At 40.6% G+C, this 16367-nt stretch carries 17 protein-coding genes; 5 read left to right on the forward strand and 12 right to left on the reverse strand.

What is annotated here, in order from left to right; all coding sequences use genetic code 11:
• Position 1: 1 nt before the first annotated feature.
• Positions 2 to 190, reverse strand: a complete 189-nt coding sequence (locus Xbud_RS11950) for a hypothetical protein (RefSeq protein WP_099136269.1) — start codon at positions 188 to 190, stop codon at positions 2 to 4.
• 229 nt (positions 191 to 419) lie between these two features.
• Entirely contained in the window at positions 420 to 998 is a 579-nt protein-coding gene (locus Xbud_RS11955) for an RpoE-regulated lipoprotein (protein ID WP_244589935.1), read from the reverse strand.
• Positions 999 to 1202: 204 nt separating this feature from the next.
• Here Xbud_RS11955 and Xbud_RS11960 point away from each other — a divergent pair, with 204 nt between their 5' ends.
• The gene (locus tag Xbud_RS11960; RefSeq protein WP_145956628.1) at positions 1203 to 1658 is read left to right on the forward strand and encodes an LOG family protein; all 456 of its coding nucleotides are present in this window, start codon (positions 1203 to 1205) and stop codon (positions 1656 to 1658) included.
• 32 nt (positions 1659 to 1690) lie between these two features.
• On the opposite strand, the gene Xbud_RS11965 is transcribed toward Xbud_RS11960, so the two are convergent.
• Complete coding sequence (locus tag Xbud_RS11965) at positions 1691 to 2113, reverse strand: GNAT family acetyltransferase (protein ID WP_099136272.1); 423 nt, start codon at positions 2111 to 2113, stop codon at positions 1691 to 1693.
• Between the two features lie 140 nt (positions 2114 to 2253).
• On the opposite strand from Xbud_RS11965, the gene hemF reads away from it, so the two are divergent.
• The 4 genes from hemF (at position 2254) to Xbud_RS11985 (ending at position 6179) form a co-directional block, all read left to right on the forward strand.
• Complete coding sequence (gene hemF, locus Xbud_RS11970; protein ID WP_099136312.1) at positions 2254 to 3162, forward strand: oxygen-dependent coproporphyrinogen oxidase; 909 nt, start codon at positions 2254 to 2256, stop codon at positions 3160 to 3162.
• Between the two features lie 263 nt (positions 3163 to 3425).
• Positions 3426 to 4499 carry a M4 family metallopeptidase gene (locus Xbud_RS11975; protein WP_099136273.1) on the forward strand — a complete coding sequence of 358 codons (1074 nt, stop codon included), beginning with the start codon at positions 3426 to 3428 and terminating at the stop codon, positions 4497 to 4499.
• Between the two features lie 223 nt (positions 4500 to 4722).
• On the forward strand, positions 4723 to 5769 hold the full coding sequence (locus Xbud_RS11980; RefSeq protein WP_099136274.1) for a M4 family metallopeptidase: 1047 nt from the start codon (positions 4723 to 4725) through the stop codon (positions 5767 to 5769).
• Between the two features lie 212 nt (positions 5770 to 5981).
• On the forward strand, positions 5982 to 6179 hold the full coding sequence (locus tag Xbud_RS11985; RefSeq protein WP_099136275.1) for a protealysin propeptide domain-containing protein: 198 nt from the start codon (positions 5982 to 5984) through the stop codon (positions 6177 to 6179).
• A 121-nt stretch (positions 6180 to 6300) separates the two neighbouring features.
• On the opposite strand, the gene der is transcribed toward Xbud_RS11985, so the two are convergent.
• From der to ndk, 9 genes are all read right to left on the reverse strand, one after another.
• Complete coding sequence (gene der / locus Xbud_RS11990) at positions 6301 to 7794, reverse strand: ribosome biogenesis GTPase Der (protein ID WP_099136276.1); 1494 nt, start codon at positions 7792 to 7794, stop codon at positions 6301 to 6303.
• A gap of 251 nt (positions 7795 to 8045) precedes the next feature.
• Complete coding sequence (gene bamB / locus Xbud_RS11995; protein ID WP_099136277.1) at positions 8046 to 9218, reverse strand: outer membrane protein assembly factor BamB; 1173 nt, start codon at positions 9216 to 9218, stop codon at positions 8046 to 8048.
• A 14-nt stretch (positions 9219 to 9232) separates the two neighbouring features.
• Positions 9233 to 9853, reverse strand: coding sequence for a YfgM family protein (locus Xbud_RS12000; RefSeq protein ID WP_099136278.1), 621 nt, complete (start codon positions 9851 to 9853; stop codon positions 9233 to 9235).
• An 11-nt stretch (positions 9854 to 9864) separates the two neighbouring features.
• Positions 9865 to 11142, reverse strand: coding sequence for a histidine--tRNA ligase (gene hisS / locus Xbud_RS12005; RefSeq protein WP_099136279.1), 1278 nt, complete (start codon positions 11140 to 11142; stop codon positions 9865 to 9867).
• A gap of 82 nt (positions 11143 to 11224) precedes the next feature.
• A complete protein-coding gene (ispG, locus tag Xbud_RS12010; RefSeq protein ID WP_099136280.1) occupies positions 11225 to 12346 on the reverse strand; it encodes a flavodoxin-dependent (E)-4-hydroxy-3-methylbut-2-enyl-diphosphate synthase in 1122 nt (373 codons plus the stop codon).
• 148 nt (positions 12347 to 12494) lie between these two features.
• On the reverse strand, positions 12495 to 13526 hold the full coding sequence (rodZ, locus tag Xbud_RS12015; RefSeq protein ID WP_099136281.1) for a cytoskeleton protein RodZ: 1032 nt from the start codon (positions 13524 to 13526) through the stop codon (positions 12495 to 12497).
• Positions 13527 to 13683: 157 nt separating this feature from the next.
• Complete coding sequence (locus Xbud_RS12020; protein ID WP_099136282.1) at positions 13684 to 14097, reverse strand: fimbrial assembly protein; 414 nt, start codon at positions 14095 to 14097, stop codon at positions 13684 to 13686.
• 71 nt (positions 14098 to 14168) lie between these two features.
• Positions 14169 to 15347 (reverse strand): dual-specificity RNA methyltransferase RlmN, encoded by a 1179-nt coding sequence (gene rlmN, locus Xbud_RS12025; protein ID WP_099136283.1) that lies wholly within the window; start codon positions 15345 to 15347, stop codon positions 14169 to 14171.
• Between the two features lie 383 nt (positions 15348 to 15730).
• A complete protein-coding gene (gene ndk / locus Xbud_RS12030; RefSeq protein WP_099136284.1) occupies positions 15731 to 16159 on the reverse strand; it encodes a nucleoside-diphosphate kinase in 429 nt (142 codons plus the stop codon).
• Positions 16160 to 16367: the final 208 nt, after the last annotated feature.

Below are 16367 nucleotides of genomic sequence, written 5' to 3' on the forward strand. Positions count from 1 at the left end.
ATCATGCCCTTCCATCAATGATTGAGCCGGCATACCATCCTTGTTGACATGGGTTTTCACCGGAATACTCCTGCAATGCGACTGCTTCTGTACTGGAAATATAGGCGTTGAAATTCCCTATAAGGGATACAGTAAATAGTGATTCGGAAAACAATCCGCTCCATATTTTTTTATTTACTACTATCTTCATTCAACACCTTATCTGTCACACCATTTAACAACGATTGCTTCATACTGTATCCAGAATATTTATAACAGGATAGGTTACTGCCCTCTGTTTTATATACCGAATTTTTATGAGAAATGATGAAACGAGATAAGCTATAAAAAACGCAACTCTTTACAGCTCTCCCCGGTTACATGGTGTTAAAAAATGACCGGCAGCAAAATTCTTCCTCAAACTTTCTATTTTGTATTTATCATTCAGCTTTCCAGATAATACGAGAGATTTTCCACGTTTTTAGCACATCATCTGAAGGCATTAACTCCTCTGGGCCATTCCATGCTCCTGTAAATATATAGCTGATATGCTGGCTTTGTGGTGCAGCACAAACAACTGTCGGTTGCATGGCTAAACTGCCGGTACGCTGACAAGCACCATAGGCTTTGTCATACAGTTCAGAAAAAGGCATTCCGATTTTTGTTCCCCAGACTGTTTTAATATTTTCATCCAGGATATCAATATGATCCACCTTGCCATTATTCAAACCAGATAATTCAATTCTGACCTGATCACTTTCCATTCCCTGTACGATATTGACTAGTTTTCCATTCTGCATTTCCATACCATTACGCAGACGATACTTACCTTTCAGTCCCTGCTGAATCACAGATAAATTCATATCTGTCTGCTGGTTGATCCCTCCTACACCTTGATCTGATACCTCTAAGTGACTCGAAAACCAGTTTAAAGGTGATATGGAAGACCATGAAAATTCAGATGTTCCTGCACAAGCTGTTAATAACAATGTACCACTCATTAAGCCACTGATTGTCATAACTCTCTTTTTAAACAATAAACTAAATATAAAACATCTTTTCATTACTTTTTTTACCTTATTTTTCCAGCCTGATTATTTAGCACAACTTTATAAAAACCATTGTGCAATTGTTTACAAACAGGTCGATATCATACCCATACCAAAATTCAACTGGATTATAAAAAACGTTGAAATCAATGGCAAATATATATGGTAGCCACAATGATGACGGTATTTTTAATTTTTTTAAGTTTTACAACTATAACGGATGTTATGGTAATAGATACTATTACAAAAATACCGTGCTATCAGTTAGCTTCCCAGGCTAATTTTAACAATGTACAGAAATACGTGCCCCCCTCCCCCCATACAGTACGAGAAAATAAACAAATAAACTCTCCCCACTCTTATTCCACACAGAATTGTAGGGTACTCGAAAGTAAAACTGAATCACCGATTCATGCTCACTATTATTTTTCAAAAGACAAAAATAGCGTCATTAATGTTAAGATTATTCCTGTAACCGGATATCGTTCTTTCTTAATGTCAAAAGATCTCTTTATTACAAAAAATAAATACCAGAGGAAATTTCATTACTTAATTAAAAAAGCGGCCAGAAAACTAATAAATTTTTTAAAAGAGATTCGTTTAAATAAAATTTGGCTCATGGCCGAATAAAATAAAATTCCTCAGCCACTTACCTTTAACATTTAATCAATAATTAAACGTTTATTAAAAATGGTGTGCTCTTGTCCCCAATAATCATATTCCATTTTTTCACACATACAAATTGTTGCATCATTTTCCTCTGGAACCATGATTAAAATACTGGGACACCCTCTCGCTAATAATTTTTTTTCAAGGCGGGAAACCAAAGCGTTGGCAATACCTCTGCCTCTAAATTCAGGATGAACGCCTAAATAATAGGCATGACCACGGTGCCCGTCATACCCTCCCATCACTGTACCAACGACTTCTCCTGCCACTTCAGCAACCAGAAATAAATCAGCATTATGAGTTAATTTACGCTCAATATCGAGTTCTGGATCATCGCCAGAATTAATCAAATCACAACGCTCCCAAAGTATGATAACGGCTTCAAAATCTTCTTGCCGAAATAGCCTAATTTCCATAGTTAATCAGCCCGTTTAATAAGCAATTGGTTCAATGATAATAATCACTACTTTCATTTTGGAATCAATATGAAAATGCGTTCATTGATACTAACAGGTATACTGCCTATCGCCATAAACTAACCAGAATGAAAGCAGAAATGAATATACCTAATATATCTCAAGTTAAGAATTTTTTCCTCTCATTACAGGATGAAATCTGTAAGCAACTTGAACACCTTGATGGTCATTCCCATTTCATGGAAGAGTGCTGGCAACGGGAAGAAGGCGGTGGAGGTCGCAGTCGCGTCTTGAAATCAGGCAAAATTTTTGAACAAGCAGGTGTGAATTTTTCCTATGTGACTGGAGATTCTCTGCCTCCTTCAGCGACTGCTCACCGCCCTGAATTGGCTGGCCGTAGCTATCAGGCCCTGGGGGTTTCTCTTGTCATTCATCCTTTGAACCCTTATGTTCCGACCAGCCACGCTAATGTACGCTTTTTCATTGCAGAAAAGGAAGGTGAAACGCCTGTCTGGTGGTTCGGTGGCGGGTTTGATCTCACTCCTTATTATGGTTTTAAAGAAGATGTTATTCACTGGCATACTGTCGCCAAAACATTATGTCAGCCTTTTGGTGATGATATTTATCCTACGTATAAAAAATGGTGTGATGACTACTTCTTTATTAAACATCGTAATGAACCACGTGGTGTGGGTGGATTGTTTTATGATGACCTGAATACTCCCGATTTTGATACTTGTTTTAATTTCACACAAGCTGTAGGTCATGGCTTCTTGACTGCATATTTACCTATTGTCGAAAGAAGAAAGGATATCAGTTGGGAAGAACGTGAAAGACAGTTTCAGTTATATCGCCGTGGTCGTTACGTTGAATTCAATTTAGTTTGGGATAGAGGAACATTATTCGGTTTGCAAAGTGGTGGGCGAACTGAGTCTATACTTATGTCCATGCCTCCTCTGGTTCGCTGGGAATATAATTATTCTCCTGAACCACATTCTCCAGAAGCAGAACTCTACTCGTCATTTCTGATAAAAAAAGATTGGATATAATAATACAATACAGAATTATCCCCAGAAACATAAATAACTATGTTACTGGGGCATTCATCACCATTCAAACAAAATTTTTAGTTAAATATTCAAATCTAATTTTCATATCAGTAGACTAATAAATTTATTTATCATTTTTCATTAGCAATATCCTACTATAAAACGTCAATATTTCCCCTGATGACTATCACTTCAATTATAGATAGTATGCAAATGGGCGCCCAAAAGAACAAATATGGCACTGACAAAACAGGGGAATGATTATGAATACTTATGAAATTAATAGATACAGTTTAATCCCTCCATTTGTCTTAGAGCAAATCTCTGATAATTGCGATGAGTGTACTAATCAATACGTATTAAAAACGTTAGATCATATCTACGATTTAATGAATATCACCGCTGTAGAAGATATTTCACAGCAGGACTCTGATATTAAATTTGATGAAACAACAAAACTGCATAGAATTATCTATGATGCAGAACAGGAACAAGAATTCCCCGGAGGAAAATTAGCCCGCAGTGAAGGAATGCCTGAAAGTGAGGATATTGCTGTCAATGAGGCTTATGACTACCTTGGAAAAACTCATGAATTCTATAGCAAAATTTTTGGCCGAAACTCACTTGATAACAAAGGGCTTAAGTTAGTCGCCACGGTGCATTATGGTAAACGTTACTTAAATGCCTTCTGGACCAGAAAACAAATCGTTTTTGGGGATGGTGATGGTCAATATTTCAATCGCTTTACCTCAGCGATTGATGTTGTAGCACATGAATTAACTCATGGTATTATTCAGAATGAAGTTAATCTCCATTATGTTTACCAATCTGGTGCCCTGAATGAGTCCATTTCAGATGTGTTTGGCATTATGGTAAAACAGTATGCCAATAACCAAAAAGCCGATGAATCCGACTGGCTATTGGGAAAAGGGCTATTGGGTCCCAAGTTCAATCCAGATAATAAGCCCGATATCGCTTTACGTTCATTTATAAAACCAGGCTCAGCATTTCCTAAAGATAAGCAGGTTGGTCATATGGATGAATATGAAGAACTACCGATTTCAGTTGATAATGGAGGCATTCACATATATTCGGGTATCCCTAACAGGGCATTTTACCTGCTTGCAATTGCTCTGGGAGGTTATTCATGGGAACGGGCTGGTAAAATCTGGTATGAAACTTTATTGGATAACCGTTTATCTTCAGATGCCACGTTCGATGATTTTGCCACATTAACGATTGACAATGCAGAAAAGTTATTTGGCAAAAGAGTCTCTCTCATTACCAATGAGTGCTGGAACAAAGTAGGTGTACTTTTGCCAGAAAATGATCAATAAAGATATTAATATAATATCAGACAAGTATCACTGAAGTAATATCAAATTAATCATAGAATTAAAAAAAAGGGCCTATTTTGGCCCTTTTTTATATTTATAACTTAATGCATTTTGGAGAGATAAAAAAGCATTTAGTTAGTAGAAAATCCCATGAATTAGGCTAATAATTTAAATGGGATCCCAAAAAATATACAACACTCAAAAAATAAACCGGGGTATTATTATGTGCAAAAATAAAACATACAGCATTATTCCTCCAAACTTATTTGAATATATTTTTAAAATTTGTAATGAACAGAATAAACCATCTCTCTTAAAAACATTAGATCATACTTACAATCTGATAAATAATTACGCCGCAATGGGGCATTTATCTTTAACATATAATCCAGGCTCTGATAAAAAGTTAAACAGAATAATATACGATGCTGAAAACACAGATGTATACCTAAGCACCAAAATAGTTCGGGTTGAAGGTGCTTCCGAAAGCAAAGATGTATCCGTCAATGAAGCTTATGAACATCTCGGTAACACTTATAATTTTTATAAAGAAATTTTTGGTCGTAATTCAATTGATAATAAGGGACTCAAATTAGTTGCTACAGTACATTATCTAGAAGGCTATGCAAATGCATTTTGGGCAAATAACCAAATGTTTTTTGGTGATGGAATGAAACTATATTTTAATCGTTTTACATCTTGTATTGATATCACAGCACATGAATTAACACATGGTATCACTCAATATGAAGCAGATCTCGATTATGCCTATCAATCTGGTGCACTTAATGAGTCTATTTCAGATGTATTTGGTGTGATGGTAAAACAGTTTGCCAATAATCAGAAAGCCGATAAATCTGATTGGCTGATAGGCCAGGGAATATTCGGACCTAAAATGAACCCTCATAATGACCCCAATATTGCTTTACGTTCATTTAAGCATCCGGGAAGTGCATATTCACACGATGATCAGATTGGGCACATGAATCAATATCAGGAACTTCCTCTGTCAAATGATAATGGTGGTGTTCATAAATATTCAGGTATTCCAAACAAAGCATTCTACTTACTGGCAGTTGAGCTAGGAGGGTATTCATGGGAGCGGGCAGGTAAAATCTGGTATGAGACATTAACAGACAGGCGATTATCTAATAAAGCAAATTTTAATGATTTCGCCAAATTAACCGTTGATAATGCATACAAACTCTTTGGCAAAAGCATTTCAAATCTTGTCACTGAAGCATGGAATCAAGTAGGTGTTATTCGTTGACAACAAAAATAATATTTTTAACCTGAGGGTTAGGGAAAACCCTGTTTTTATCACCATATATTTCACCCACTTGTCGCGCATACAACTTATAAAATGAGAGGATAAAAATTTACATTTTTGTTAGTGACTGACTCGGTTATTTTGACTACTATTTAAGCTAGTAAAAATACACCACAGGCACCAGGCTAACAAACTAACAAGTTGGGTATATTATGTGTAATGTAACAAATCAACCCAGTATAATTCCTCCCCACTTACTGGAACATATTGCGAAAAATTGTGATGAGAGTGACAAAGAACACGTGCTAAGAACCTTAGATCACGTTAAGAGCTTAATGAAACAATCAGCTACAAATCTTTCATCACGAACGAAAGATAGACTTCAAGTTGATAAAGAGAAAAGTAATTAATCACCTAACATTAAAAGGGCATAAACCAAGAGATAATAAGCTCAGATATTTATTATTAGTCACTTTCTAAAATAAAGAGCTATTTTCTAGCTCTTTATTTTATTAATGTTTATTTAATTATTTACCGCTTTTTCAAATGTTCCATCAAACGCTTACGCTTACGAAGCTGTGACGCAGTCAAAGTATTTTTCTTATCAGCATAAGGGTTAGTCCCTTCTTTAAATTGAATACGAATAGGGGTTCCCATGACTTTTAAAGAACGACGGAAATAATTCATTAAATAACGCTTATATGAATCAGGTAAATCTTTCACCTGATTACCATGAATCACAACAATAGGCGGGTTGTATCCACCGGCATGGGCGTATTTCATTTTTACCCTGCGCCCACGTATCATAGGTGGCTGATGATCTTCTTCTGCCATACGCATAATGCGTGTAAGCATGGAAGTATTAACGCGACGAGTCGCACTTTCATAAGCTTCCAGAATCGAATCAAACAGATTACCCACGCCACTGCCATGTAATGCAGAAATAAAGTGAACACGGGCAAAATCAACAAACCCTAGACGCAGATCCAGCATGTCTTTCACGTGATCTTTGTCATCCTGACTCATGCCATCCCATTTATTAACCGCGATAACTAAGGAGCGACCGCTATTGAGAATAAAACCAAGCAGGGAAAGATCCTGATCAGAAATGCCTTCGCGCGCATCAACTACTAGCAGCACAACGTTTGCATCTTCAATAGCCTGAAGTGTTTTGATGACAGAGAACTTTTCCACTACTTCTGTCACTTTACCACGTTTGCGAACTCCCGCAGTGTCAATCAGGATATATTCACGACCATCACGCTCCATTGGGATATAGATGCTATCACGGGTTGTTCCCGGCATATCAAAGACAACGACTCGCTCTTCACCCAGAATTCGGTTGGTCAGTGTGGATTTGCCCACATTTGGACGCCCAACAATAGCCAGTTTCAGCGGCAATGTCGTCGGATCAAAATCCTCTTCCTGTTCAGCTTCAACCACTGCCTCTAATTCAGCCTGTTCCATTTCAGCCCAGTAAGCAGCATTAGCTTCTTCTTCCGTTAACTCAACTTCTTCTGCACCTTCTTCTTTATCAGAAAAAGGCAACAATACACGCTCAATCAGTTGAGTCACACCACGCCCATGAGCTGCCGCGATAGAATATATATCCCCTAATCCCAAAGAGTAGAATTCGGCAATAGATATATCAATATCAATACCATCAGTTTTATTTGCGACTAAGAAAGTCGATTTTTCACGGCTGCGCAAATGTTTTGCAATCGCGTGATCAGCAGGCATCAGCCCGGATCTGGCATCAACCATAAACAGAACGATATCTGCTTCTTCGATTGCCATCAGAGATTGCGCAGCCATTTGTGTTTCTACGCCCTCTTCCGTTCCATCTATACCACCTGTATCAACGATGATAAATTCTTGCCCTTCAACTTCCGCCCGTCCATATTTACGGTCACGGGTTAAACCAGGGAAATCCGCTACCAGCGCATCTCTGGTTCGGGTTAGACGATTAAATAAGGTAGATTTTCCGACATTGGGACGCCCAACCAGCGCAACGACAGGTATCATTTTTTTGATGCCTCATGACTAAATTTAAATCGATATCCTGCAAAAAGAACCACTTGAAGTTCGTCACTACCAAATCTTCTTCTCACAACGGCAAGTACTAAAAAGACGACACGGCCCCTGTCAGCACAGGAGCCGTGTAAATCTCGCTATTCCCTTCATTTTTCAAATCATCTTTTACTTTCCATCTCGATGCAACTTGAAACCTATTGGTATATAGCATTAAAACAAATTCTATTTCTATTTTCTGTATATCAGCGAGTATACAGGTAAACCGCTCCGTCCTTCGCCTGCACCATCAGCTTATCACTGGCAACCAAGGGACGACTCAAAAGGCCGGAACTATCAACTTTATGCTGAGCAACAAATTGACCATCAGCCATATTTAACCAGTGCAGGTAACCTTCTCCATCACCTACAACCAGATAGCCATTATACATTCCTGGTGCAGTGAGATTACGGTGTAACAGATCGTTTTGAGACCAGATTGTTACCCCATCACTCTTGCGCAAGGATAAAATCCGATCGTCCTGATCAACAATGAAAATATTATTGTCAGTCACAACCATATCATTCACAGAGCCCAGATCACGCTTCCAAATAATCTGGCCGGAGCGCATATCCATCGCCACTAAGTTGCCATTATAAGCAATAGCATAAATGACATTATCAGAAATGACCGGGGTCATATCAACATCATTCAGACGATCAATTTCAGTTGCCCCTGTCACCTGAGAGATACGCTGCTGCCAAATCAACTGCCCCTGAGAAAGCAAGACAGCACTGACACGGCCATTATCACCGCCGACAATTGCTGCTCCGTATGCTATAGCGGGTGCCGATTCACCACGGACAGATAGCGGAGGTGTGTCCATATTGATTGACCAGGCAACAGAGCCATCATTTTCATTCAAAGCCTGCAACATGCCATTGCCGGTATGGATCAGAACAAGGCCATCACTCACGACCGGATGAGATAATGCTTCACCGGCAACCTGAGATTCCCACTCAACCTTACCATTTGTGGAATCCAATGCGATAACTTTTGCTTTTTCTGTACCAATATACAGACGATCACCCGATACAGTCAGACCACCGGACAATAGTGCCGGCAGACGAGATGATAACAACCCTGTTTTCTCAGACAGATCCGTTGACCATAATTCTTTACCACTGTCTATCTCAAATGCTTTAACGATGCCATGACGATCGGCAACATAAACCGTTGAACCTTGCCAAGCCGGCGACAAGTGAGAGTAATAGTGCCCGACACCATTGCCAACCGACTTATCCCAAACCACACGCGGGTTGAATTGATTTTCAACCTTTGTCAGTGGGGACATTGTTACCGTATCCTGTTCACTTGAGCAACCTGCCAGCAAAACAGAAGCAACCAGCCCAACCAAGAGTGTTTTTCGCAGTTGCATTAGAGTTGGCTCCCTTAGTTGGATAAGTTATCTAGTTTAATTTGAATCATTGATTTCAAAGCCTGAGAACCCTGAGCGCTTAGCCCATTGGAGTATGCCTCACGCGCACCTTTAATATTCCCTTTCTTCGCCAGAATATCACCACGGATATCCTCAGCTATTAACCGCCATCCCTTACTTTTGACTTGTTCCAGTGTTTTCAATGCAGCATCAGTTTTATCTTCTGCTAACTGAACCCGGGCCAGACGAATATTGGACAAATCCACCATATTCTGATCTTTCGCTTTACCTGAAGCCACCAGCAAATATTTTTCTGCCTGTGCCAAATCATTTTTATCAGCAGCGTGTTTTGCTAATTCCATATCCATCATCACACCGTAGATGTTATTCGTTTCATTAGCGAATTTCTCTACGGCAGTGATGCTTTCTTTCGAATCCGATGCCAGTGATTTGTTCAGTTGTTCGAATTGTACCGCGGTATCCTGTAGCTGGTTTGTTTGGTGAGATTGCCAGTAACGCCAACCAACAATTGCCCCAATTCCCAATACTAAGCCAACAGCAATGTACTTACCGTTGTCGACAAAAAAACGCTTTATTGCATCAACTTGTTCAATTTCAGTGGTATAGGCTTCCACAGAGTCTCTCCTTAGCCTAACAGTTCGCTCAAACGTGCTGCGATCGCTTGTTGTGGCAATGTTTGTTGCTCACCATTACGTAAATCTTTTACGGTGACATTACCCGTACTCATTTCATCTTCTCCGAGGAGTAAAGCAACTTTGGCGCCATGCTTACCTGCACGTCCCAATTGCTTCTTGAAGTTACCACCACCATGATTGGTCATCAGGCGTAATTCAGGCAACTCATCACGGATTTTCTCCGCCAGAATCAATGCTGCCTGTTGGCTACCCTCACCAAAGGAAGAGAGATAAACATCTGCAACAGTAAGATCTGCAACAAATTCAGGGTTCACTTCCTGAACCAACAGGATCATACGCTCCATCCCCATTGCAAAACCTACTGCTGGTGTTGCTTTTCCGCCCAGTTGTTCAACCAATCCATCGTAGCGCCCTCCCGCACAAACCGTGCCTTGCGCGCCCAATGCAGAAGTCACCCATTCAAAGACCGTGCGGTTGTAATAGTCAAGACCACGGACCAAACGCTGGTTGATACGATATTGAATACCCACAGCGTCCAGAATTTGGCACAGGCCATCAAAGTGCTCTTTTGACTCTGCATCAAGATAATCAAACATGGCAGGTGCGTCATTAAGAAGAGCCTGAATGTCAGGATTTTTAGAATCCAGTACACGCAATGGATTTGTGTACATGCGACGCAGACAATCTTCGTCCAGTCTCTCTTTATGCTGCTCAAGGAATGCGACCAGTGCTTCACGATAGTTTGCACGCGCTTCCAGAGAGCCAATTGAGTTCAATTCGAGTGTCACATGCTCAGCAATACCCAACTCACGCCACCAACGTGCAGTCATCAGGATCATTTCGGCGTCGATATCCGGCCCTTGCAGACCAAACACTTCTGCACCTAATTGATGGAATTGGCGATAACGGCCCTTTTGTGGACGTTCATAGCGAAACATCGGGCCAATGTACCATAAACGTTGTTCCTGATTGTACAGCAGACCATGCTGAATACCGGCACGAACGCAGCCTGCGGTATTTTCCGGGCGCAAAGTCAAACTTTCTCCATTACGGTCATCGAATGTGTACATCTCTTTTTCGACAACATCAGTAACTTCCCCAATTGCGCGTTTGAATAACGGGGTCTGCTCTACAATCGGTGTTCTAATTTCACTAAAACCATAACCAGCCAACACACGTTTCATAGTAGACTCAACACGTTGCCAGATAGCTGTTTCAGCAGGAAGGCAATCGTTCATGCCACGAATCGCCGGAATATTTTTTGCCATGTTTATCTCTTATTAATATTTCTAAGTTCAATCAGTAAACAAAACAATACCGACTCTGATAACATGAGTCGGCATCGGTATCTTATTTATCAAGCTGATTAATACTAATCCGGTTATTGGCATCAAGAATAGTTGCCTTGGCTCGGATTTTCGCTTCAAGCTGGTCAATCAAATTATTATTGTCGAGACGCTCTTTTTGGCGAACACCATCTTCATAAAAACCGCTTTTTGTTTTTGCGCCAGTCACACCCAATGTTGAGACTTCAGCTTCTCCGGGGCCATTTACAACACAACCAATGATGGAAACATCCATTGGTGTGATCAAATCCTCAAGACGTTGTTCAAGCGCATTCACTGTACCGATAACATCGAACTCCTGACGGGAACACGTCGGACAGGCAATAAAGTTGATGCCTCTTGAACGAATGCGTAATGCTTTTAGCATATCGAAGCCGACTTTAACCTCTTCCACCGGGTCAGCAGCCAGAGAGATGCGCAAAGTATCACCAATTCCTTTGGATAACAGAATACCCAGCCCAATTGAAGATTTCACTGCACCTGCACGAGCACCTCCGGCTTCTGTAATACCCAAATGCAGAGGTTGATCGATTTTTTGCGCCAGCAAGCGGTAAGCTCCTACTGCCAGAAACACATCAGACGCCTTAACACTGACTTTAAACTGATCAAAGTTCAGGCGGTCAAGAATATCGACATGGCGCATAGCAGATTCAACCAGAGCTTCTGATGTTGGCTCTCCATATTTTTCCTGTAAATCTTTTTCTAAAGAGCCACCATTCACTCCAATACGAATAGGTATATTATTGTGACGGGCACAATCCACAACCTGACGAATACGTTCCTCGTTACCAATATTACCGGGGTTGATACGCAGACAATCAACACCATATTCCGCAACTTTCAATGCAATACGGTAATCAAAATGGATATCGGCAACCAGCGGAACATTGACTTGCTGTTTGATGGATTTGAAGGCTTCCGCCGCATCCATAGTGGGAACCGAAACACGGACAATATCAACACCTACACGCTCCAGCGATTTGATCTGATTGACTGTCGCCTCAATATCAGTTGTTCGTGTGTTGGTCATTGACTGCACCGTAATTGGTGCATTATCCCCGATGGGTACACTACCAACATAGATGCGTGTGGATTTACGTCTTTTTATCGGTGATTCATTATGCATTTTTACATTACTCCCCTACATCCCTGTATTTTGCTTATAAAAATTACAACATGCTGTGATGAATAATACACGCAGGGGAACCTGAACCCCAGTTCAACATTCGCCCAAAACATTCGCCCAAAAATATTTGCCCAAACCGCGAGTCAGTTTATGGAAATGTCAGTCTGGCAGCGGAACCTTTCTTAATAAACTCATCCAGATTCACGTGGTTCCCTTGAAATTCTATATTAACCTGAGCTGGTGCACCAATATGTAGCGAGTAAGGTAAAGTGCCTGACAATTTTAGGCTATCTCCCCTATTTTTGGTGCCGCTAAACAGTTTCTTACCTTTGGCATCTCTAATATCTAACCAACATTCACCAGTAAAGTTAATGACCAGTTCATTGCTGTTCATTGCACTGACCTGACTCACATTTGTCGATGGAGAACTAACAGCAGAATTTGATACTGTACCCGCTGCTGATGCGGCATTCTCTATACCTTGGTTTGTAGAAATACCCTGATTTGTAGAAGCAACGTTCGTGGCAACAGTGTTATCGGAAGCAGTATTATCGGAAGTAATGTTATCAAATACAGTATTACTGGCGACATTATTCACAGCAGGTTGATTGCCCGATAATGGAACAATTTTAGACTCAGTTGCTACAGGCGCAGAAGCGCTGGAAGAAGACGACACATTGGCAGGCGTAGAGTTTGCACCGGATAATGCATTACCAGTTTGTAGCTGTGCCTCAGTTTGCTTTGTCATGGAAGCCAGTTCTTTTTGTTGTGCTTTATAATTTTGCCACCACCACAGGCCGGTCATGCCCAGTAATATGATTATCACAAACCATGTTAGCTTCATCAGCCAGCCATCACGCTTTTTACGTATTTTTTGGGCAGAAAAGCTCTGCATCGGAGAAGTTTTTACTGCCTTATTCGGCATTTGTGCATCCAGCTTGGTTAAAAGCTCAGATTCAGGTACTTGGACAAGTTTCGCATAGGCACGAATATAACCGCGGAAGAATGTCGGTACGATATTAGCGGGGACATTATCTTCTTCGATATCACGAACAGTGGATACTTTAAGACACAAGCGATCTGCCACAGTTTGCTGAGAAAGCTCAAGTTTTTCACGAGCCTGACGCAAGATCTGACCTGCTGTCAGATTGGCTTCTTCTGGGTAAGTTTCAGTCTTCATTATCTAAGGACACTGGTACTGTTCAGGTTTAAAGTATTTACACAAATTAATTTGATATAACATCCAACTTAATTTGTGTAGCGAAATCATTTCATACTGCATCGAACACAGAAAATCATTTGTCACAACCTACTGATTAAAATCAGTATTATTGCAATCAACATTGACTGCAATAACATAAGTTTGTGTTATTTTCCGTGGCCAACTTTTTAGCTTCTTCGTACCGTTTTTGTTCACAGAGAAAAACGGAATAATGGCGTACTACAGTATCATTTTCCGTCGCATACTGCATTGCCATTCTAAAATGCTGGTCAGCAGATTCAGGCTGGCCTGCATATTGTTCATGCAGTGCCATCCCCAGATGCGCTTCTGGATGACGAGGTTCCACCAGCAGAATTTTTTCAAAATGAAATTTGGCAGCCGGTAAATTCCGTTCTGCCAAATACGCCTTTCCTAGCTGTAACCGAGTATCTACTGCAACAACTTGATGGGCACGGCGTTGAGAATACTCCGCACAGCCAACCATCAAGCTACAACAAACTATAGACCAAATTATTGATTTCCGTATCATACTATTTTCATTTATCAGAATATGTCAAACTTCGCCAGATTTTTAGCCATTTACCAATATTAAACAGAAAATTAGACTGTTTTTACTTGAATAGGTTCACCTGCCAGACGTTTTTTCAATGTTCGCTTTGTTCTATCAATGACATCACCAGCAAGCTGTCCACAGGCAGCGTCAATATCATCTCCCCTTGTTTTACGCACAATGGTGGTGAAACCATATCCCATCAAGACTTTCGCAAAACGGTCAATTCGGCTGTTGGAACTACGTCCATAAGGCGCGCCAGGAAATGGGTTCCATGGGATCAAATTGATCTTACTTGGCGTATCTTTCAGGCATTCTGCCAATTGGTGTGCTTGTTCTACGCTGTCATTGACATGGTCAAGCATCACGTACTCCACCGTAACCCGCCCCTGGTTAGCATTAGATTTTGTCAAATAACGACGCACACCTGCCAGAAACTCTTCAATATTGTACTTGCGGTTAATCGGGACAATTTCATCACGAACATCATCAGTCGGTGCATGGAGAGAAATTGCCAATGCAACGTCAATCATATCACCCAGCTTGTCCAATGCAGGTACTACACCTGATGTTGATAGCGTTACACGACGTTTTGACAGACCGAAGCCAAAATCATCCATCATAATTTCCATAGCTGGCACAACATTGTTTAAGTTGAGCAGCGGTTCCCCCATCCCCATCATAACCACATTGGTGATTGGACGGCGACCACTGGATTTCAACGAGCCAATAATTTTAGCAGCACGCCAAACTTGACCAATAATTTCAGAAACCCGCAGGTTGCGGTTAAATCCCTGCTGCGCAGTGGAGCAAAATTTACATTCTAAAGCACATCCTACCTGAGATGAGACACACAGTGTTGCGCGATCATCTTCTGGGATATAAACCGTTTCAACCTGTTGGTCACCAACAGTAATCGCCCATTTGATAGTACCATCCGAAGAGCGCTGTTCTTCCGCAACTTCAGGTGCTCTGATTTCAGCAACTTGTTGTAGTTTTGCTCTGAGCACTTTGTTGATGTCTGTCATTTGCTCAAAATCGTCATAGCAATAGTGGTAAATCCATTTCATGACCTGATCAGCACGAAAAGGTTTTTCCCCCATTTCAACAAAAAACTGACGCATCTGTTTACGATTGAGGTCAAGCAGATTAATTTTGCCGATTTTCTTATCGGGTGTGAAAGATATGGCGGGAGTTGAAGATTGTACGGTTGCGTTAAGTTGGGACATTGTTACATCGCCTCGTTGTTACACTTTCGGCTCTGTGCTGATTTTATTTCAGCACTAAGTTTTCATGCGGTGACTGCCAATTCAATAGACACTGTTTTAAAGAATATATTCCAGTAATGTATTCAGCGTAAATTGATATATAAGATATACCTTTCATATATATACCCGTCGTCTTTCAAGTCGCATCTTGAAATCCATAGGGTATAGGTATAAAAATAGTAAACGCCCCGCTAAATCAAATCAGCGGGGCGCCGTATTGTACAAACTTTACTGTACAGATGCTACGAGTAACTGAAAGTATCCCTTTTCAAGCTTTATTAGGATTGGCGGCATTCATTGCCCCTTTCCTGTAACTTGATATCTATTGGGTAGATTCAGTGATATCAGTGGCGAAAAAAAACTTCATCATCACTGAAGAAATAAGCAATTTCACGATTTGCAGATTCAATAGAATCTGAACCGTGAACAGCATTTTCAGTAAAGCTATCTGCATAATCTGCACGCAGAGTACCCGCCAGGGCATTGTCCGGGTTGGTTGCACCCATCAGGTCACGGTGACGCTGAACTGCATTTTCACCTTCCAGAACCTGCACCATGATTGGGCCAGATGTCATGAATTCTACCAGGCCGTCAAAGAAAGGGCGGCCGTTGTGTTCAGCATAAAAACCTTCTGCTTGTTCACGTGTTAAATGCAACATTTTAGCCGCGATGATTTTAAAACCAGCACTTTCAAAACGGGCATAGATGGAACCGATAACATCTTTCTTCACAGCATTAGGCTTAATAATGGAAAAAGTACGTTCAATCGTCATTGGATAACCTCTTTGGCACTTTCAGCGATGACTTATTTTAATTTTTAATTCCCTCTGACAAAGCAGAAGGACAGAATTTACCCTGTTTTCCTGACAGGAATAAAAATAGGCGTTGATTATAGGAGGAGACTTTCTGCTTGCCTACAAGAAACACAACATTTTATTAAAACCTTCTTAGCGAAAATTATAATTTTTTAGCACAAATCAC

The sequence above is a fragment of the Xenorhabdus budapestensis genome (assembly GCF_002632465.1).
GTDB lineage: Bacteria > Pseudomonadota > Gammaproteobacteria > Enterobacterales > Enterobacteriaceae > Xenorhabdus > Xenorhabdus budapestensis.

What these genes read in the sequence shown, in the direction of transcription:
- rlmN (WP_099136283.1), bottom strand. Translation starts at nt 15,347, where the DNA reads ATGTCCCAACTTAACGCAACCGTACAATCTTCAACTCCCGCCATATCT.
- hisS (WP_099136279.1), bottom strand. Translation starts at nt 11,142, where the DNA reads ATGGCAAAAAATATTCCGGCGATTCGTGGCATGAACGATTGCCTTCCT.
- Xbud_RS11975 (WP_099136273.1), top strand. Translation starts at nt 3,426, where the DNA reads ATGAATACTTATGAAATTAATAGATACAGTTTAATCCCTCCATTTGTC.
- ispG (WP_099136280.1), bottom strand. Translation starts at nt 12,346, where the DNA reads ATGCATAATGAATCACCGATAAAAAGACGTAAATCCACACGCATCTAT.
- ndk (WP_099136284.1), bottom strand. Translation starts at nt 16,159, where the DNA reads ATGACGATTGAACGTACTTTTTCCATTATTAAGCCTAATGCTGTGAAG.
- Xbud_RS11960 (WP_145956628.1), top strand. Translation starts at nt 1,203, where the DNA reads ATGATGACGGTATTTTTAATTTTTTTAAGTTTTACAACTATAACGGAT.
- Xbud_RS11980 (WP_099136274.1), top strand. Translation starts at nt 4,723, where the DNA reads ATGTGCAAAAATAAAACATACAGCATTATTCCTCCAAACTTATTTGAA.
- Xbud_RS11965 (WP_099136272.1), bottom strand. Translation starts at nt 2,113, where the DNA reads ATGGAAATTAGGCTATTTCGGCAAGAAGATTTTGAAGCCGTTATCATA.
- Xbud_RS11955 (WP_244589935.1), bottom strand. Translation starts at nt 998, where the DNA reads ATGACAATCAGTGGCTTAATGAGTGGTACATTGTTATTAACAGCTTGT.
- bamB (WP_099136277.1), bottom strand. Translation starts at nt 9,218, where the DNA reads ATGCAACTGCGAAAAACACTCTTGGTTGGGCTGGTTGCTTCTGTTTTG.
- Xbud_RS11950 (WP_099136269.1), bottom strand. Translation starts at nt 190, where the DNA reads ATGAAGATAGTAGTAAATAAAAAAATATGGAGCGGATTGTTTTCCGAA.
- Xbud_RS12020 (WP_099136282.1), bottom strand. Translation starts at nt 14,097, where the DNA reads ATGATACGGAAATCAATAATTTGGTCTATAGTTTGTTGTAGCTTGATG.
- hemF (WP_099136312.1), top strand. Translation starts at nt 2,254, where the DNA reads ATGAATATACCTAATATATCTCAAGTTAAGAATTTTTTCCTCTCATTA.
- rodZ (WP_099136281.1), bottom strand. Translation starts at nt 13,526, where the DNA reads ATGAAGACTGAAACTTACCCAGAAGAAGCCAATCTGACAGCAGGTCAG.
- Xbud_RS11985 (WP_099136275.1), top strand. Translation starts at nt 5,982, where the DNA reads ATGTGTAATGTAACAAATCAACCCAGTATAATTCCTCCCCACTTACTG.
- der (WP_099136276.1), bottom strand. Translation starts at nt 7,794, where the DNA reads ATGATACCTGTCGTTGCGCTGGTTGGGCGTCCCAATGTCGGAAAATCT.